General features: G+C 50.5%; 15 protein-coding genes and 1 pseudogene. 4 read left to right on the forward strand and 12 right to left on the reverse strand.

Annotated elements, in window-relative coordinates; translation table 11 throughout:
- A pseudogene (locus tag J2T58_RS11310) lies at positions 1–255 on the forward strand (IS701 family transposase); the annotation flags it as partial.
- A 15-nt stretch (positions 256–270) separates the two neighbouring features.
- On the opposite strand, the gene J2T58_RS08445 reads toward J2T58_RS11310, so the two are convergent.
- On the reverse strand, positions 271–1,356 hold the full coding sequence (locus tag J2T58_RS08445) for an ATP-binding protein (protein WP_253488802.1): 1,086 nt from the start codon (positions 1,354–1,356) through the stop codon (positions 271–273).
- Between the two features lie 421 nt (positions 1,357–1,777).
- Between J2T58_RS08445 and J2T58_RS08450 the strand changes: the two genes are divergently transcribed.
- Positions 1,778–2,095 carry a hypothetical protein gene (locus J2T58_RS08450; RefSeq protein ID WP_253488805.1) on the forward strand — a complete coding sequence of 106 codons (318 nt, stop codon included), beginning with the start codon at positions 1,778–1,780 and terminating at the stop codon, positions 2,093–2,095.
- Between the two features lie 190 nt (positions 2,096–2,285).
- Here the strand turns inward: J2T58_RS08450 and J2T58_RS08455 are convergent, their stop codons facing one another.
- The 11 genes from J2T58_RS08455 to J2T58_RS08505 form a co-directional block, all read right to left on the reverse strand.
- Entirely contained in the window at positions 2,286–3,014 is a 729-nt protein-coding gene (locus tag J2T58_RS08455) for a M48 family metallopeptidase (protein WP_253488807.1), read from the reverse strand.
- Positions 3,004–6,150: a type I restriction endonuclease subunit R gene (locus J2T58_RS08460; RefSeq protein WP_253488809.1), complete on the reverse strand. Its 3,147-nt coding sequence runs from the start codon at positions 6,148–6,150 to the stop codon at positions 3,004–3,006. Before J2T58_RS08460 ends, J2T58_RS08455 begins: the two co-directional genes overlap by 11 nt.
- Before the next feature lie 4 nt (positions 6,151–6,154).
- Complete coding sequence (locus J2T58_RS08465; protein WP_253488811.1) at positions 6,155–7,663, reverse strand: DUF4062 domain-containing protein; 1,509 nt, start codon at positions 7,661–7,663, stop codon at positions 6,155–6,157.
- Positions 7,660–8,163, reverse strand: a complete 504-nt coding sequence (locus tag J2T58_RS08470; protein ID WP_253488813.1) for a hypothetical protein — start codon at positions 8,161–8,163, stop codon at positions 7,660–7,662. Before J2T58_RS08470 ends, J2T58_RS08465 begins: the two co-directional genes overlap by 4 nt.
- A 26-nt stretch (positions 8,164–8,189) precedes the next feature.
- Positions 8,190–9,203, reverse strand: coding sequence for an ATP-binding protein (locus tag J2T58_RS08475; protein ID WP_253488815.1), 1,014 nt, complete (start codon positions 9,201–9,203; stop codon positions 8,190–8,192).
- A gap of 207 nt (positions 9,204–9,410) precedes the next feature.
- Positions 9,411–9,737, reverse strand: coding sequence for an RNA-binding domain-containing protein (locus J2T58_RS08480; protein WP_253488817.1), 327 nt, complete (start codon positions 9,735–9,737; stop codon positions 9,411–9,413).
- Positions 9,738–9,987: 250 nt separating this feature from the next.
- Positions 9,988–11,832 carry a GmrSD restriction endonuclease domain-containing protein gene (locus tag J2T58_RS08485; RefSeq protein WP_253488819.1) on the reverse strand — a complete coding sequence of 615 codons (1,845 nt, stop codon included), beginning with the start codon at positions 11,830–11,832 and terminating at the stop codon, positions 9,988–9,990.
- Positions 11,829–13,142: a restriction endonuclease subunit S gene (locus J2T58_RS08490; RefSeq protein WP_253488822.1), complete on the reverse strand. Its 1,314-nt coding sequence runs from the start codon at positions 13,140–13,142 to the stop codon at positions 11,829–11,831. The genes J2T58_RS08485 and J2T58_RS08490 overlap by 4 nt, the downstream gene beginning before the upstream one ends.
- A gap of 842 nt (positions 13,143–13,984) precedes the next feature.
- Positions 13,985–14,908 carry a hypothetical protein gene (locus J2T58_RS08495; RefSeq protein WP_253488825.1) on the reverse strand — a complete coding sequence of 308 codons (924 nt, stop codon included), beginning with the start codon at positions 14,906–14,908 and terminating at the stop codon, positions 13,985–13,987.
- Positions 14,905–15,486, reverse strand: coding sequence for a DUF6932 family protein (locus tag J2T58_RS08500; protein ID WP_253488827.1), 582 nt, complete (start codon positions 15,484–15,486; stop codon positions 14,905–14,907). The genes J2T58_RS08495 and J2T58_RS08500 overlap by 4 nt, the downstream gene beginning before the upstream one ends.
- A 2-nt stretch (positions 15,487–15,488) precedes the next feature.
- Complete coding sequence (locus tag J2T58_RS08505) at positions 15,489–17,933, reverse strand: type I restriction-modification system subunit M (RefSeq protein WP_253488829.1); 2,445 nt, start codon at positions 17,931–17,933, stop codon at positions 15,489–15,491.
- A gap of 128 nt (positions 17,934–18,061) precedes the next feature.
- Between J2T58_RS08505 and J2T58_RS08510 the strand changes: the two genes are divergently transcribed.
- Positions 18,062–18,235, forward strand: coding sequence for a restriction endonuclease subunit S domain-containing protein (locus tag J2T58_RS08510; protein WP_253488830.1), 174 nt, complete (start codon positions 18,062–18,064; stop codon positions 18,233–18,235).
- Positions 18,236–18,332: 97 nt separating this feature from the next.
- The gene (locus J2T58_RS08515) at positions 18,333–18,626 is read left to right on the forward strand and encodes a hypothetical protein (protein WP_253488831.1); all 294 of its coding nucleotides are present in this window, start codon (positions 18,333–18,335) and stop codon (positions 18,624–18,626) included.
- The last annotated feature ends 36 nt before the right edge of the window (positions 18,627–18,662 follow it).

The following is an 18,662-nucleotide window of genomic DNA, read 5'->3' on the forward strand; positions in this document are numbered from 1 at the left end:
GACAGGAAAAACCTCCAGGCGATATGCTGGTCTATTGAAAACTACCATCGTGCTCTGAAAGAGCTATGTTGCGTAGAAGATTGTAAAGTTCGAAAGGCAGCTGGGCAGAAAAATCACATTAATTGCTCGATTCGGGCATATATCCGGTTAGAGGCTGTAAATCAACAGCAAGACATCACAATCTATCAGGCAAAATGGGAGATCCAGTCTAATGCTATCGCCGACTACCTAAAGGATCCAAAGTATGCGCTCTAAATTTTTTTCGGAGGGTTATGCGTAAGTCCTATTCCAGTAATAGGGTGTATACCCACGCCTCCGCAATTCTATATAGACGAGATTCTCGGCACATCGCCCGGCATCTTTCGAAAATGAGAAAGAGACTGCGTTTCTGAGTCCGTTATCGATACAATAGATTTTCTTGTTGTTTCGTGCCTGCACATTCAGCGAGTAGCTGAAGTACTGAACCTCAAAGAGGATCTGTGCCATCTCTGCATATCGTATATATTCCTTGATCGTCTCCGGATCAACACCGAGGAGATCAACCAGTTTTCGGTACGAGTATGGTGATGTGAAATTCGTCATCAGGTACGCCAGAAGATCACCCAATGCCCGCTGGTTTCTCACATCATTCTCCCGGATGATATCACGGTAGACGATACTGTCATAGTACGCCCTGAGCTGATCCTCCCTGACCGAATCGTTCTTCCGAAGGGCTGTCTGCGGAAAACCACCTTCATAGAGATATCTATGGAAAAGCTCCAAAATCTCATATTTTTTACTGGCGAGCAGGACAGGATCGGCTATCCCGTCAATTCCGTGAAAGAGGAGATACTCTGAGAAATCAAGTGGATAGACCTGGAGAGAGAGGTATCTGCCACTGATCAGCTGTGAGACCTGTGAGTCGAGGAGATAGGAGGAGGAGCCCGATATAGCCAGCCTGAACTGTTTCCGATCATAGACAGCCTTGATCCACCGCTCCCATCCGGGGATTGTCTGAATCTCATCAAAGACGAGGGTCGCACCCTCTCTGCTGTATACCTCTCTCCTATAGGTATCGAGTACCTGATCAAGCGGATTCTCAAGCTGTGTGATCGCAGGCTCATCACAATTGACAAAGAGGATCGAACGTGGATCTACACCCCTTTCATTGATCATGTCCTGAACCATCTGCATGAGGAGGGTGGTCTTGCCTGAGCGCCGCACCCCGTTCAGGACCACGATCTCCCCGGAGTCGTGATAGGCCCGAATCTTTTTGAAGTAGCGTTCACGGCAGATACCCGCCAGAGCTGAGAAGTCCCGCCCGCTCCACCACGGATTTTGAGCGACAAGGATATCGAGGAGCGGAGGAATGCCCAAGGGTGGAGGGGAGCCCGGAGATCTATGAGAGCCGGGGTTCCCGGAGGAGTCGGAGTGTGGAGGGGGGGAAGGCATGATATTTTGATTGGTTATATCCCTGCATAAAGATATGTTTTCGATGGGTTATAACCCGTCAAAAATTGGTATCTTTGAGGGGTTATAGTCCTGCTAAACTATTGAGCTCTCTGTTAATTCAAAGAATTGAAAAGGCGAATTGAACGAGGGGGAATCGATGAAATTGAGATTGCTTTTAAAGAATCCTTTTGTTGCTTTCGAGTAATCCACTCAGGTATCTGTGATTAACCACTCCTTCCTCCTCCCAACCCATTTTCACGATCTTTATCACACCAGCCATTCCTAATTAACATAAAGCCAATAAATCAAACTGTTTTCACAACCGCTCCCCCGGAGGACACACCCCATGGATCTCACCGAACACCAGACCCGCAAGCAGCTGATCGATCCCCTCTTACATGCTGCCGGGTGGGATGTGGTGCCATACAGGGAGGGGATACCCCTCGACCAGTACACCCGGTCTGCCATTGAAGAGTATCCGACGAAAAACGGTCCTGCCGACTACGCCCTCGCTCTCGATGGCGAGATCCTCGGCATCGTCGAGGCGAAGCGGCTGACGCTCGGGCCGCAGAATGTCCTCGCCCAGACAGAGCGGTATGCAGCCGGGGGTACAATATTACATAAAATTAGAGAGCAGAACTCGGTCCAGATGAATAAGAGATGATTCCAATGTCCGACAGTGACAAGAACCTGATGCGAATCTACAATCCGGTAGCGGCAAATAATATGAAGTCCGCCAGAGATCCAGAAATATGCGCAGAAAGGGCAGATAACCGGGTTGTGGGGCGCATCGTGAAAAAACCAGCGTGATAATTACAGGAGGCAATAGAAATACTATCGGCCATTGACAGGAATCATTCCTCCCAGTACTCCTCTGTCAGTGGAATCTCCTTCAGCCCTTCCTTGTACCGGCGCCATCCCGGCATGAAGCCGTCCATCAATTCCCTGAACCGTTCATTATGCCGCCGTTCGATGAGATGGACCATCTCATGGAGGATGATATACTCAAGGCAGAGGGGATAGCGCTTCACCAGCTCCAGGTTTATCCAGATTCGGCGGGCATCAGTATTGCAGGTTCCCCAGCGGGTCTTCATCCTCCTGACACCCCACTCTGACACACGGAGACCGGTGTTCTCTTCCCATTTGGCGATGAGTGGAGGTATCTGCTCTTTGAGCTGCTTCCGGTACCAGGCATAGAGGATCTCCTCCCGCTTCTCACGGCCGGTTCCGGGGCGGACCCTCAACTCCATTGTGGTCGTTCCCCGCAGGCATACCCGGGGAGGGAGATCTGCTTCAATGAGATCCAGCCGGTACCGCCTCCCCTGGAAGAAATGGGTCTCGCCTGTGATCATCTCCCGTTGGGACTGGCGATCCTGGTCGAGAAACTTCTTCTGCTGTTTTCTGATCCATTTCAGCCGGGAGATAATGGCAAGCCGTATCGCGTCGTCATCAAGGAAGAGCGGGGCGGAGACCCGTACGCGACCTTCAGGTGGATAGACCCCGAGGTGAAGGTTCTTAATCTTCTTCCTGGTGATCTCAACGGTAATGCCTGAGACCTCAATCCGATGCTTCTCAGTAGTCACGCTGATTCTTCACTATCTCAAAGATTCGCCCGATCAGCGGTTCATGATCGCCAAGGACCTGTCGGATGGCACCCAGCACTTCCCGTTCCTTGAATTTGTTCCCCCGCCATCCCGCCTTTTTCGTCTCCCTGATGGCGGTATCAAGGGCGATTGCCATCTCTGCACGCGGGTTTTCAGCCCTCCGATCACCATACGGAGCAAGCTCGGCCAACGCCTGGTTCTCACCTGTTACAAGGTTATCATAGAGTGACCGGAGTGCCGGGGTGGTGAGTGCGGAAGGGTAGGATACCTCTTTTTCAGGCTGGCTCACATTCCGTGCCAGCTCGACGATCTTTCCCAGGTATGCCCGGTAATCCAGTGCATGCTGCTTCCGTTCATGGATCAGAGAGTCCAGGAGCTCGGACATCTTCTCATAGTACTTCGGATTGACCGGCATCTCATCGAGGATGATCTTCCGGACATTGTTCTCGATCGTCTCTGCGACCGCCTCATGATCCCTCCTGATATCTTCCGGAAGCGCCTCGATCGCCGCTTCTCCACGGATATTGATCAACTGGACGAGCGTCAGATCATCGAATGCCGAGATGACCTCACTCTCCTCTGCCCGGATATAGGTATCAAGGAGATGGCGCATCATCGGTTCATAGCGTTTCAGATCGATATAGTCGCCACTTGCCCGCATGATCTCCTCACGGAGCTTCTCGAAGTGGGCGACCTCACCCCTGATCACCCGTGCCTCCTGATCGGTATAGCCGGCCTCACGCATCTCTCCTGCGATGTCGGCATATCTCCGGAGAAATGTTCCGGCCCGCTTATAGAGATCGACACGGAGGGGCTCGGTTCGTTTCAGGGCAAGGGGATCATCGCTTGAACCACAGAAGTACCGGATATAGTCCCGGCTCGCACGGGGCGGCTCAACTGGTTCGCAGAGTGCCTTGATCGCCTCACGAATCTCTTCCAGGCGTTCACGCCCTTTCAGAAGCCGGTCTTTCAGGAGACCCCTGACATCATTTTCATCGAAATCCTCGAAGGCCCCTCCGGTATAGTCTTTGATCGAGCGTTCAAGAGACCTGAAGAGATCTTTATAGTCGATGATATGGCCGTACTCCTTATCGTCCCCATCCAGCCGGTTCACCCGGCAGATCGCCTGGAAGAGGCCATGATCCCGCATCTGCTTGTCGATATAGAGGTAGGTTGCAGGCGGTGCGTCAAAGCCGGTCAGCAGTTTATCAACGACAATTAAGAGCTTCATCTGCCCCGGCTCATCGATGAACCGCCTCTTCACCTCTTTCTCAAAGATCTCGGCTTTATACATCGCCGTATCTTCTGGCTCATCGAAGTATTCGGCGAGCATCGTTCGATAGATATCATACTGCCGCAGCTTCTCGGTCAGCCCTTCCCCTGTCTCCTCGCCCTTGATATCCGCAGGTGAGGGCTTGTATGAGGTGATGATCGCAGATCTCCCTTTGAGATCGGTCTTCTGAAACATCTCAAAGAACCGGCAGGCAGAATAGATGCTCCCCGAAACAAGCATCGCGTTTCCATGGCCGCTTCTCAGCCGGTCCCTCATCTCCATATCGAGGAGAATGTCAGCGACGATCTTTTGGAGCCGATCCTGTGAGCTGAGGACCTTCTTCATCGTGCCCCAGCGTTTTTTAAGTTCTGCCTGTGCGAAATCGGTGAGACCTGCTGTTTTTGCCTCGAACCACTGGTCGATCTTTACCTGGGAGGTGATGTTCTGGTCGATATCCCGTGCCTCATACCGGAGATCGAGGACCACGCCATCATGGACCGCCTCATCATACTTGTAGGTATGAATATAGGGCCCGAAGATCTCAATGCTCTTCTTCTTGTCCTTCTTTAAAAGGGGCGTGCCGGTGAACCCGATCATCATCGTATCCGGGAGGAGGGCCTTCACCGCCTCATGGAGCAGACCCGACTGTGTCCGGTGGCACTCATCGATGAAGACGAAGATCTCGCCTTTGGCACGGAAATTTTTGGGGAGATGTGCATGGATATCCCTGATGTACTGATCGACATCCTGTTCTGTGAGTTCCTCACCCCGTCCGAACTTATGAATCAGGGAGCAGATCAGCCATTCTTCGTTTGTATTGAGGACGTTGACGAGATCTGATCCGCTCTTTGCCCGATAGATCGCCTCGCTGACCCCGGTGAAGACCTTCTCGATCTGCTCATCCAGTTCAATCCGGTCAGTGACCAGGAGAACCCGGGAACCTTTGATATGCTCCCTGATCCATTTGGCAAGCCAGACCATCGTCAGGCTCTTCCCGCTCCCCTGGGTATGCCAGATGATCCCGCCTTCACGCTGCCTTACCCGCTCCTGTGCGGCTTTTACCCCGAAGTACTGGTTGTGGCGGCAGGTCTTTTTGGTCCCGGCATCAAAGACGATAAAATCATGGATCAGCTCAAGGAGGCGCTCCTTCCTGCAGAGCTGGCCAAGTTCCCGGAGGAGAGGATTGTCGGCTGCATCCGGGTGTGCATCGGCCTCTTTCCACCGAAGATAGTACTTCTCCGGGGTTTCGATGGTGCCATACCGGACCCCTTCGGTCTCATTGCCTGCCATCACCAGCTGAATGGTTGCAAAAAACGGCCGGATGAAGACCTTCTTCTGGTTGTCAAGGCTCTGCCGGATACCTTCCGTCACCGAGACGGTGGAGCGTTTCAGTTCCAGTACTGCAAGGGCGATGCCATTGACATAAAGGACGATATCCGGCCGCTTGGTATTCTCCCCGAATATGGTGACCTCTTCTGCGATGGCAAAGTCGTTCCTCCCAGGGTTCTGCCAGTCAATCGGCCAGACGGTGATATGCGGCTCCCCGATTGCAGGACGTACCTTCACGCCGTACCTGAGAAGGCTGTAGAATTCCCGGTTTGCATCATAGAGGGAACGAACACCCCCGACAGTCGCAGCTCTCCCGAGTTCATAGAGGACTTTTTCGATGATCCGATCCTCATGCCCCTGCCGGGAGAGCCGGTTCCGGAGCAGGGTCTCCTCGATACTGCCGTTTCTCTCTTTGTCATGCCAGTTACCGAGGCAGGTGTAGCCGAGTGTATCCCGAAAGAAGCCGATCACCCGTCCCTGTGCCCGTATCTCACGTTCGCCGACGCCCGTCATCCATTCATTCCTCATTCTTTATTGCAGCCAGCAGATCCCGGCCCTTCTTCGTCAGGCGGTATTTCTGCAATCGGCTTCTGGGTTTCTCCGGGATTGTCATCTCTACGAGGCCGGCATCAGTTGCGGGTTTGAGATACAATCTTCGGAAATTAACGATCCCTTTCAGTTTCAGACGTTTCTGAAGATCCTGCCGGGATATCTCCTCTTCACAGAGTGACAGTATCTTTCTGACTTGGTCCGTGACTTGGTCCGTGACTTGGTCCGTGACTTGATCTGCCTTCTTCGATGGAGTGATTCCATCGCTTTTACTACGCCTTATCGTGATCATGAATCCGTCAGTGACCTCAAATTCAGGCTCTGGTAGTCCGGCATCCACGCACCGCCTGATCATGTCCCGCGTCCCTGTTCCCATCCGTTCGATATACCGGGTCAGGTACATCGGTTCGGCGAGGAGCGGGTTGCCCGGCACCGACCCATGAGCAACCCGCAGCCTCTCAAGCGTCAGGGTTGGCGGGAGTCTTCCGGGATTCCAGACTTCCAGCCGGTCAGCAAAGAGCATCACCTGCACACTCCCGTTGCTCGTATAGTCCCGGTGGGCAACTGCATTTACGATCGCCTCTGTGACCACCTCTTTTGGGATCTCATAGCGGACCGGGGCCTGCGGACCTTCTGCACGGGTGCCAACCCAGAGATTGATCTTGCTTAAGACGAAGTCAACCGCCTGATCAACGAGTTCAAAGACTGTACCTTTGTACACCTGGTAGGAAGGGATCGGTTTTGCGACCTCGGTTCCATGGAAGTGGGCGCATTTCACTTCAGAAGTAAGGAGAAAGTCCTGCGGCTTTCTGGCAAAGAGGAGAATAGATGCGTTTGTCAGATACCCATTGTCGATCAGTTTCAGGTGTTCAAGAACTTCCAGATGAGAGGCATCTTCTGGAAGTGGGAACTGTCGGGCACGCCTCGCAGTTCTCAGGAACCATGCGATCCGTTCGTGGTCAAGATCATCGGGTGTGGCTTTTTTGCAGGGAGCAGCATCGAAGGGACAGAAGCGGATCAGCTGTTTCTCTTCCAGATATTCGACAAGTGCCGCATAAAGACCGGCAACCAGCTCCGCAGATGTATTGAACCGCTTTCGGATAAGTCCCGCCTGCGCCTTGCCGATGAGAGCCTGCATCTTTGGATGGCGAACTGCATCGCTGGCTCCCTTCAGATAGATCAGACGGTATTTCCCTTCTGATGATGCAAAATCAAACTCATGCTCTGTGGCTGAGATCCCTTCTGCATCTTCATTGCCATACTCTTCACCAAAGAGGCCGACATATAAGTCAGACCGCCCCACCTCTTCCAGGTAGGTGGTATCGGGGCGGCGGTCAGCTGCGGGCAGATCTTCAAAGAGGAAGACCTCAAAGAACCGCCGCATCAGGGCATCCCCCCGAAGATAGTCACGGAGGGCGGCCCGCTCTTCGGCAAACTCCTCCTGCACGCTGCTTATGAAGATGCGGATTGGGATCATGATAGCCTGATCAACCCATGCTTTCTAGCCATCTTTTCATTCATTACAACAACCACATTGGCTCCCATCGCCCAGAGACGGATAGTTCGTCGAAGTCTCTGAAGCAGAGCATCCTGAAGCTGTGGGAGATCTGCATTCTCGCAGTCCCTGATGACAAGAACCAGTCGGAACCCGATGGCAGAGAGATCGGGATCCCGAAGAGGTGCGGGCAGTTCATTCTTTGCCAAACCATGACGTCCCAATCCTAATGCAAGCCAGAGATTCACCGCATTCTCAAGCTTCTCTCCGATTTCTGAGATATAGTTATTGAGACCGGATAGATTTGCCTCAGTATGTGGATTGCTTGATTTTGCCTCAACAACCCAAACAACAGGTGCAAAATCCCTCCTCTCCTTGAGAAGCAGGAAATCTGCCATCTTCACCTCTTTCTGTATTCTTTGGTAGAGACTGCTTCGATCGATACAGAAACAATGTTCCTCAGGAAAGGGTCCAAACTGCATCCCTGATTCCTCAATGAAAACTGAATTTAGCGGAATGCGAGCTTCACCTCTTCTTCATAAAGCCGGATTGATTCATCTATGATTTTATTCTCAGGCAGACCATCTATCAGATTCGCAGACTGCCACTCACCGTCTTCTTCGGCGATGATCCGTATTGGAACCTCATTCCTCTGGGCTATCAGGGCGAGTTTCTTCAGAACAAAGTATGAATGGCTGGCAAGGAATAACTGAATTCCTCTGCTGGCAAGGATCGAGATGATCTCAAGGAATTCTGAGACTGCAACCGGGTGAAGGGCAGCCTCAGGTTCATCGATGAAGATGATCGATTCCGTATCCAGGTACCGGTTGCCAAGGAGTGTATCGAGGATGGCGATCTTCTTGACTCCTTCTGATGTAACACCGATTAAGAATTTCTGTTTCCCCTTTTGAAAGACCCATCTGGCGTCGTTTTCGTCATACTCAAGCCTTCCTCCGATGAGATCTTTGAGGCTCTTTCTGGATGTTGCAAACTCCGGGTAATTTCTGCCGGATCGGGTTGATCTGCTGAGTGCACGGGCAAGGTCAAGGTATGTATCATCAAATCCGAAGACCTGATCCTGCTCACGTGATTTGAGGATAATATGATGGATGGAGAGGACCTCTTTGGCAGGAAGGAAGATCGAATTGCTCGTTCGTGATTCTCGTATCTCGGAGATCTTCTGGAACTTCTTCGTCGCATCCTTTCCAAAGCAGTACCTGAAGATCTCCTGGTTGAGGGTGATTGAGCAGGAGAGTGGATCAGACACCCCTTTGGTGACGAGATCACCTATTTTTTCTGCCTGAAAGGTCCAGTAGAGCTTCTCAGCAAGGATCTCAGATGCCAATCGCTGGTCATCCCCACGCCGATACTCTTCCATCGTCTTTACGGCTGAGTACAATGCCTTGAGGAGGAAGGTCTTGCCACTCCCGTTCCCACCGATTATAAGGTTTATTGAACCGATATCCTGCCAGTTTAGATGGGTGATCGGGCCGAAGTTCTTCAGTTCCACGGAATTGAGCATCCTTTTAAATCCCCGTAGATCTTCATCACCCCAGGAGTTTATAAATGATTCCCAATGGAGAGGAGAGACCGGAAGGTGGTATCTCTTCTGGAATCCGCATCCGGCCGTCTATTCGACCTGATCGTCATTCCCTTCTATGATCTCCCAGTGGCCGCCTCTGTCTGGACCGATGCGTTGTAACCCCACCGTCTTCTTCAGCTGCTGAATCTACCACTCGATACCTTTTTGACTGATTCCAAGCCTCTTTGCCATTTCTTTCATGGTGATAGACGAATCCGCCTTTATCAGAGTGATGATCTGCTCTCCGGTTTCTTCCCTCGCTATCACCCTGGTTTCTTCCCTAGTTTCTTTCCTGTTTTCTTCCCTAGTACCCCCCGATCTATCCTCCATTCTGTATGGAAACTCCACCCAGAGACCGGCATCATCCATGCCGATATAGAGCCTGCCGCCCTGAGCATTGGCAAATCCGCAGATCCATTTGAGGTATTCGTCCCGCCAGGACTGTTTGTACTCGATGGATTCTGTCTCGGTCATGGGTGTGCATCTGCCAGGTCTTGATCTGGTATATCGGGCTTATCCAGTGTTACGGAGAGCAATTTTAATTGGGTACTTTTCTGGGTACTTTTCAGGGTACTTTTTGGGGTAGTGATTGGGACAGTGATTGGGGTAGTTCTATCCTCACCCAAACCAGCTGCTTGCAGGTGCGAAGGATTCGCATGGAACGAGAGCATCAGACCTGCCATCCCGGACATATTGTAAGCGTCCTCGGATATCAAAGCAAGATTCACCCCATGGTTACTTCCAGATCATCCCTGTATTCGTACTCGCCACCCTCGGCAATCTGGCTCACGGATTTGCCAGTGACCCCCTCTATGAGTCTGCTTAACCTGACGCGACGATCTTCGAGGAAAGCTTTAAAATCATCATTTCGTAAGAGCGTCGGGTTAAGTGCGTGGCTGGCAAGCAATGTGTCCATATCCTCATCTCTGAGTTGCACCTGTTTCTCATTCTGGATACGTTGAAGATAGCTTGAAGGCGGATCTCCACCGATCTTGCGGTTTGCCTTGAAGGATATCGGCGTCTTGTTTAGGATACAATCGTATTGTTCCTTTGGAATTCCTTGTTGCTGGCACCATGCCTGCGGGAAGATGTGATGAATGTCAAGTCTGATATCGTCGGCATCCAGCTCTTTGATTCCGGCTTTCCAGAACCAGTCCTGCGCACCCTGCCGTAAGAACAGTACATTAAGCCCTTTATATGCGGCACTCAGACGGGAGCGGAGTGTATTGAACCGATCCGGATGGAAGGTTGCATCGCGGACTGTGCGTGGTATTGCTGCATCATCTTCAAACCAGGCCAGCAGCTCTTCGTAATCATTTGCCATGCGGGTTTCAACCGCACCGCCATAGAGTTCGCCTAATACACCACACCAGAACCACCGGGAGAGTTTATCATAGATCCGCGGCTCAAGCCAGCGATCACCAAGTTGAGCCATGACTGCCGCCAGAGGCACAAGCTGGGTACTATAGGGGAGTTCACGGCGGTGGTAGAAAAACTCCTTTCGCAGAAACCTCCCTGCGAGCTGAAAACCCTTTTCTACAGCATCAGCATATTTCTGCCAGGCGCTCAGAGGGAGTTTTAATACATCGACCCGTTTTGCACTTACCGGGCGTACCTGTTTATCGATTTTTCCTGCCTCAATATCGGACAATCTCAACTCATGCGTATGGAGGAGGGTTACAGTCTGTAAAAACTCGGGTGCTTCCAATTCTGTCAGCAATGGATCTGCGGCAATCCGTTTTTGTCGGGATTCCACATTGCGGATAGATGATCCAAACCAGTCATCACGAAGATTGTAGCCATCTGCCGCATAACTTGCCGTAACGAGTTCAAACACAGACAGTTTGACACCGCCGGTGTTCACCTTTTCAAAAACAAGACAGACAGCTTCTTTTGAGGTTGCTTTTGTCAGCTGAATTACCGGCAACTGATACGTTCTGAATGAGTTGAGGATTTCATTGCGAAACGTCATATAGATGCCAAAATGTTCCGGTGCCACTTTATGCAATGTGTACTCCCACTGATCGGAGTTCATCACCTGATCACAGGGAAAACAGAGCTGTTTGCACTCAAGTTCCTGTGTGGAGAGATCCAGCATCACATCACGGCCGAAATTGGTTCGGAGCTGCTTCTTCTCATCCACTGCAATAATAGCGTCAGCCAGATCATAGGGGGCATCCACAGCTTTTTTGATGTCGAAATAATAATGCCGTTTAATCTTCTTATCCTTGGATGTCCGGGTATCGACGGGTTCTGTGAGAGAGAGTGCCTGCGTCAGGGTGGTAAGGCGCTGCTGACCATCAAGGATAAGCTTCTCCGGCTGCACCCCTCCATTCAATTTCTTTTCAAGCCCTTCAACAGGCCGTGTCTGAAAACGCACTTCTCCACCGGTCTCAAGAAACATCACCGCACCCACCGGGAAGGAGCGGCTGATACTCACTAAAAGATCCTGGATATGATCGTCATCCCATACCCATCCTCGCTGAAAATCCGGCAACTGGATCTTCCCTGCACAGATATCACTCAAAATAGAGCTGAGTGAAGCTTTTGTACTATCAAAACTGCTCATGCTTGCACCATGTTATTATGGTCACCAATCTCTTCCGGGGCGACCAGCCGCACCTTCCCGGTCAGGAGCTGCTGCATCATCCCCTGCTTAATCTCCTTGGACTTATCCCGGCGGCGTTCAAGGGCGGCGATCTCGGCGTCCATGTCAAGAAGAAGCTTACTTATTGCTAATTGCTCATCTATTGAAGGTAGCTCAACCTCAATTTGAGATAGACTTCGTGTACTTATGTGAACTATAGCATCTCCTTGAGCCATGCGTGCTTTTTGCATTGTCACACTTTCATGATTCATGAGATGACCAAGGTATATTGAATTCTGACCCTCCGGGTTGAGAACAATAATATCTCCACCAGCATATGCTTGCTCAGTTCCAAGATAAGCAGCACATTGACCAATGTCTTCAGCAGTCTCTCCAGAGCCAGCAAAAAGTAAGTCCCCGGTTTTAATCGGCAAAGCATCTGAGGCAACGGAAGGTGAGATCCTTGAAACAGGAGAAGTAATGTAATTTTTATATGTCGTATACAACTCCCCATATCTGATACAAGCTAAGCCATTATCAGACACATCATCCCTTTTAATTCCCCTGCCCTTTGAAAAGGTCCCTATAGCTCCAACTTTTACTGTAACCCACTCCCCCTCAAACCCCGGCAGCCTCGTCCTCCCGGTCAGAAGCTGCTGCATGGCGGCCTGCTTCATATCCCGCTTCTTGGTGATGAGGGCATCCAGCGCCCCGATCAGTCCATCGACATCGGAGAGGGCGGCGGCGATGGCGTGTTGTTCAGGGAGGGGTGGAGTTGGAATAAGAACACTATAAATACTTTTGTTCGATGTGTGCCGTACTGTTGTGCCTATTGCCCGCTCCTTAATAACATCCAGATAAAGTCGGGAGAGTAAAAAATAAAATAGGTACGATTTAACAAGGCCCTTATTTTTTATTATAACTTTTCCAATACGCTGATTATGTAAAATTATTTCCTCTGATAGAATAAAAGCGGGTTTACCAAGAAGATTGCACCCTGGAGTTAAATCAGTCATTACAATCAACAAATCACCAACACGAAAAATCATTTCAGAACTATAAACTCCAGAAAAACGCTTAGTATTTCGCTCCTCAAAATATAAACCGCCATCAAGCCTGAAATTACCAGGTGTAAGGATAATAGGACCTGAATATGAGAAGTATTTACTACTAAATGCGAATCCATTTTTTAGAGAGAATAAATCCCCAAGAGGGTGAATTTTCCAATCCTCCGGTATCACCCCGATCTCCGTCCGCTTATAGCCAGAAGGTACAGCACCCTGCTCAGTCATCCGCTCCCCCTCCGACCAGAGTATGTTGGTCGATTACCGAATAAACCATATCAGGTGTCCCTCGCAATTGTGCCACCGCCGGTGTCACTTCTCCTGTTTCGCCCAGCCAGCCATCTGAACACCACATCCCCAAAACCGATTGCTCCGTATGCCAGCCGGAGATCAGATTATATGAACGCATATCTGCGGTTATATCCGGAATCTGTTCGGGGTCACGCATTTTCAAACGACTTCCTATGATGAGATATGAGCATTCATGATTTAATATGGGTCTTTTTGCTGCCTCTTCTATTCATGTGACACACCCCTCATACAGATTTATGTGCGAATTTATGTGCGCGAACATAAATCACCTGAGCAGGTATGTGCGCACACATAAACTTCCGAATGGAAATGTTCGGAGTTCAAAGACAAATGTTCGAAGCTCCCTGTCAAATGTTCGGAGCTTAAAACCAAATGTTCGAACCTCTCTCTCAAATGTTCGGAGCTTGAAACCAAATGTTCGAAGCTCTCTCTCATATGTTCGGAGTTCAGCTTCGAACATATCCCACCTGCTCTAAACATTCTCACACCCACGCAACCATTCTTTCTGGCTTTGCTGAAACAATACGTGATGGTTCCCGACGGCTGATCGCAGACTATGCATCCTTCATTCCATTATTTAATATCAAGCACATACCGTGCTTCAACCTCATCGTTTCGCCTAATCAATCGAATATAGCTCCATCTCAATGTGCTACACAGTGTGTAGCAATTTTAAAAAGCGGGATATCCAAAGTAAAACAGCCTCGCACTGAGAAGAGTCGTCTGTAGCGAATCAAAAAAATCCCGGTCCATCGTCATTATTCCACCCCATCCATAAACTCAAATCCGGTAAGTGTGTATGTATGGTGTTTACTCATTCCAACACTCCTCTCCAGAAGATGAATGATCACCCGTTGATCCAGCTGTCGATTGATCTTCCCGGCATCCTCAATTGAAGAATCAACCCTTCCTGAAATGACCTCGTCAGAATCACCCTTACGGAATTCAAATATTCGTTTATTCGGGAGATATCCAAGAAAAACACCTGTGAAGGTCACATCTTCTTCACGGATATTATCCTCACTGAGTCGCTTCTCACTCTGGCGAATCTGACCAACATCAGAAAAGCTGAATGAATCCCTGCCGGACTGCAGAGTGCATACTGCCTCGTTATCAGCAAGGTACCTGACAAAGTCATGAAGCTCTTTGATTGCCCTCGGATCAGATTCAGAGAGAGCTTCATTTAACTCTTCATCAGTCTCAACAGATGCTTTGAGGATACTCATTGTTGTATGGATTGCTGATTCAAGGGGAGAAAACTCCTTTGTCAGCTTGTAATTCTCTGATGGTTCCTCAATAACAAATCCAAATGAACCTCTGGCAATCCCGGTTATCAACAGTTTATATTCCTCACGATTTGGAAGTGCCCCGCGTGATCCAAGAGTTTCGGTCTGACTTGTACCAATTGCCCGGACGGCATCAGCAAATTTTTTTAGAGCAAATCCTCCAAAATCAGCTTGAACTCCGTGATTGCCAAATATTGGAGCTCCACGAAACGTCAGACTGAACCGGGCCGGCTGACGAACAGGACCTTCCAGTGACGCAAGAGCTTTCTCTACATTGTTTCTTCGGGCTTCAAGGCTCATACGTTCGATTAAGCTGGATTCGGGAAGCATCGTGAGCATTTTATTAAGAGTGGACAGCTCCGCCTGTAAATAATCATACTGCTGAATAGTTGTCATACCGAATCTCCTCCACCCATTAACTCATCCAGATTTCTCTGAGCAACCGTATCATCATTATTGGACAGATCAATCTGTAAAAAACCTTTCCATTGACCATCCCTTCGGTGAGACCAGAGGCTATACCAGTATGCAGCCGAATCAACCAGTATTTCTGGTGCACCCGCGTTCAACCGGACAAAATATGCATCAACATGATATTTGCTTTTCAGGCTTTCATGGTTGAAGAGTCCGGGTGCAGAACCGATAATGCCCTCTTCGGTCACTCCATCAGGAATATGAAAGAAGGTGACCAGATCAATATCCTCTGGATCCCGCTCTTCTATCCTCTCAATATCCTCAAGGAAACTCCCATCGATCCACTGAAAACCCTTGATAATACCCACTGTATATAATGCAGAACGGAACTCCAGGAGCCCTTTCAGGATGGCCTGCCGACGAGGTGTGATTCCAAAGCGAAGGATGATATCCGTTAAAGAAATTGAATACGGCGATCGGTCGTGAGATATCGGATCATGCATATTAACCGGCGGTATCACCCCATCGCTATTCCATGGCGGTATCGCATCTCTCTCCATCCTCACTCCCACTCAACCCCCATCCTCTTCAGATGCTCCTCGACCTTCGCCGCGTACTCCTCCACCTCATCCTCAAGCTTCGGCATTGGATCGGCATACCGCTCGTCCAGCTCCTTCACCCGGGTGGCGAGCCGCTGGGTTGCCTGCTGGACTTCGCCTTCGATTGCCGAGCAGATGGAGGCGAACCACTTGTCGTTAATGACGAGTGCCTTGATCGCATCCTCGTTGAGCTTCGGGTACATGGCAAGCACCGCTGCATCAAGCGTCGCCTGGGCGGTCTTGACCGCCTTCGCCGCCTCTGAATCTGCATCCGTCAGGGAGAGGCAGCGGGTGAGGGCGTCCCGCTCGTCGGCATACTCGGGATCGCGGCCGATCTCTTTGAGCCTTTTGCTGAGATCGCCTTTTGTCATCTTCCCTGCCTCACTCTTTGCATCCTCAAGGAGCCCCTCCTCGCCGGTATGCTCCTCGATGAACTCCTCAAGCTCGCGGGCGGCATTCTCCTGCTCCATTCGGAGACGGTCGATTCCCTCCTGCTCATCTGCACAGTACCGGGAGATGATGAGAGAGGGGGGAACCAGATCCATCTTGTACTTCTTCCGGTTGACGACCAGATCCGGGGTCTCCTTAATCTTCCGCTCCTTATCCTCGATGATCCCACGGGGGCGGGCCGCCTCGACCCAGCCATCGGCGATGATCATCCCGGCATCATCCTGCATCACTTCTGCCCAGTAGTCCATCAAGCGCTGATAGACATCGTACCTGCTCAGGAGCGGAAGGTTGGCATACCGCTTCAGGAGATCCTCGGAGAGGGTATGGATCACCTCTTTCGTCTTATGTTCAGATGAAAGCCCGCTCAGCAGAGGCTCATGGGCGGATCGCCATTCCCTGAAGATCCCCGCAATCCGGGATGCATATGCTTTAAACTCGGGATGGGCGAGGATCACCCCCCTGACCTCACGGGCTTCGACCTTCGGCTCCGAGTACCCGGGCCGGCCATTGCCTTTGAATAGCTCATGCCGGAGCGTCGGGAAGACGGCCCAGTACTCCTCCAGGGCATCGATATCACGATCCGGGATGCCCCCGTTCATATGGGCATCGAGATCATGGAGATCTTCCGGATCACTGGAATCGATGTACCGGGGGATATTCAGGTTGTAGTCATTTGCCGGATCGGCAATCTCGGCAACCGGGACCATCCGGGAGTAGCCGGGAAGGTCGATCTGATGGTTGAAGACATCCACGATCTTATGGATATCCTGCGACCGGAGCCGATTCTTGTTTCCATCCTTGGCATACCCCTTTGATGCATCGATCATGAAGATGCCGGTCCGGACATGGGCATTCTCCTTATCCACGACGATGATGCAGGCAGGGATGCCGGTTCCATAGAAGAGATTGGCAGGCAGACCGATGATCCCTTTGATGTACCCCCGTTTGATGAGGTTTCTCCGGATATCACCCTCCTTGTTCCCCCGGAAGAGGACGCCATGCGGGAGGATGATCGCCCCCTTCCCTGTGCTTTTGAGGGATTTTATCAGGTGGAGGAGGAAGGCATAATCACCATTCTTTGACGGCGGTACACCGGGATCGAAGCGGCCAAATAGATCATGCTCAGGATCAAGGCCGCTCGTCCATGCCTTTGATGAAAATGGCGGATTGGCGACGGCAAAGTCGAAGGTCTTCAGGCCGCCGTCGTCGTCTTTGAAGTGCGGAGAGGAGAGGGTGTTCCCCCGCCAGATAACATGGGTCGGGTAATTGTGGAGGAACATATTCATCCGGGCAAGCGACCAGGTGGCATTGTCCATCTCCTGCCCATAGATCGAGATGCCACGGGGTGCTTCTTCTGCCGCCTTCAGGAGCAGTGAGCCGGAACCGCAGGTGGGATCATAGATCGTCTGATCCTGGCGGGTATTGGGACCGATCCCGACCACCTTCGCAATGATCCTGGAGACCTCGGCCGGAGTATAGAACTGCCCTTTGCTCTTGCCGGACTCGGTTGCGAAGTTACGCATCAGGTATTCGTAGGCATCTCCAAGGAGATCGTCTCCTTCGGGGCCATTCGCACTGAAGTCAAGCGAATCAAAGATGGCGATCAGCTTCGAGAGCCGGTCCTGCATCTCCTTGCCGGTGCCGAGTCTGGACTCGTCATTGAAGTCAGCGAGATCGATGACACCCTTGAGATCGTTTGCCTCTGCAAGCCTGCTGATGATCTTGTTGATCCGATCCCCGATCTCCTTGTCTCCTTTCAGCCGGACCATATCGGAGAAGCCGCCGCCTTCGGGGACTTCGATCACCGAATTTGGATCACGCTCGCTCTTATCGGTGACATATTTCATGAAGAGGAGGGTGAGGATGTAATCCTTGTACTGCGAGGCATCCATCCCGCCACGGAGTTCATCGCAGCTCTGCCAGAGTGAGCTATAGAGTTGGGTCTTTTTGAGTGCCATGGTGAGACCGTCGTAATCAGTGGATAGGTGATCTCTTCTTTTGAGGCAGGATTAAGGCTTCGGATTTGATGCGGTGATTCAAAAAGTGAGGGGGGAATTGAAAGAGTATCTGAATCGGATTTGTTCTATTGTGCTCAGTTATTGTAGATATCGGGGACGATGGAGCTGATAGCTCCCCCCCCGAACAAGAAGAAATCGTCCGCCGTGTCGATGCCCTCTTCGATTATGCAGATCGGATCGAAGCCCGCGTCAAAGCTACAAAAGAACGCACCGAGCAGCTCCGGCAGTCAATTGTTGAGTAGGCGTTCTCGGGGCGGTTGGTGGGAAGGGGATCGGAGATGGGTAGAATTATGATGGGTTAAAATGACAATGTAGAGCTAAATTAAATGGATTTATCATATGGTAAAATTAATCTCAAATATGGGTTATGAAACTGGATTAATCAAATATATATTGTACACTCCTCTTACTGTAGTCGGAGCTGTTTCAATGTACATTTATGGGGGTTTTCTAATAACTATCTTCAAAACACTTCCATATTTGTTATCAAAAGACTATTTACAAGCATTTATCGAGTATTTTATTTATAGCTCTTTACCGCCATCGTCTCTTGCTCATATCATTGGTCAAATTATAATAGGCACCCTTGCTGCTGGAATTAAATGGTATTTAGCTATGACAATTTTGAGATAGTATCAAATAGACCAATTGTTTGAATAAAATGGGGGA

This window comes from Methanocalculus alkaliphilus (genome assembly GCF_024170505.1).
Lineage (GTDB): Archaea > Halobacteriota > Methanomicrobia > Methanomicrobiales > Methanocorpusculaceae > Methanocalculus > Methanocalculus alkaliphilus.

Excerpts from the sequence above, each read along its gene's own strand:
- J2T58_RS08495 (WP_253488825.1), bottom strand. The coding sequence starts at position 14,908 with ATGACAACTATTCAGCAGTATGATTATTTACAGGCGGAGCTGTCCACT.
- J2T58_RS08480 (WP_253488817.1), bottom strand. The coding sequence starts at position 9,737 with ATGACCGAGACAGAATCCATCGAGTACAAACAGTCCTGGCGGGACGAA.
- J2T58_RS08515 (WP_253488831.1), top strand. The coding sequence starts at position 18,333 with ATGGTAAAATTAATCTCAAATATGGGTTATGAAACTGGATTAATCAAA.
- J2T58_RS08490 (WP_253488822.1), bottom strand. The coding sequence starts at position 13,142 with ATGACTGAGCAGGGTGCTGTACCTTCTGGCTATAAGCGGACGGAGATC.
- J2T58_RS08470 (WP_253488813.1), bottom strand. The coding sequence starts at position 8,163 with ATGCAGTTTGGACCCTTTCCTGAGGAACATTGTTTCTGTATCGATCGA.
- J2T58_RS08450 (WP_253488805.1), top strand. The coding sequence starts at position 1,778 with ATGGATCTCACCGAACACCAGACCCGCAAGCAGCTGATCGATCCCCTC.
- J2T58_RS08500 (WP_253488827.1), bottom strand. The coding sequence starts at position 15,486 with ATGGAGAGAGATGCGATACCGCCATGGAATAGCGATGGGGTGATACCG.
- J2T58_RS08475 (WP_253488815.1), bottom strand. The coding sequence starts at position 9,203 with ATGCTCAATTCCGTGGAACTGAAGAACTTCGGCCCGATCACCCATCTA.
- J2T58_RS08485 (WP_253488819.1), bottom strand. The coding sequence starts at position 11,832 with ATGAGCAGTTTTGATAGTACAAAAGCTTCACTCAGCTCTATTTTGAGT.
- J2T58_RS08505 (WP_253488829.1), bottom strand. The coding sequence starts at position 17,933 with ATGGCACTCAAAAAGACCCAACTCTATAGCTCACTCTGGCAGAGCTGC.
- J2T58_RS08465 (WP_253488811.1), bottom strand. The coding sequence starts at position 7,663 with ATGATCCCAATCCGCATCTTCATAAGCAGCGTGCAGGAGGAGTTTGCC.
- J2T58_RS08460 (WP_253488809.1), bottom strand. The coding sequence starts at position 6,150 with ATGACGGGCGTCGGCGAACGTGAGATACGGGCACAGGGACGGGTGATC.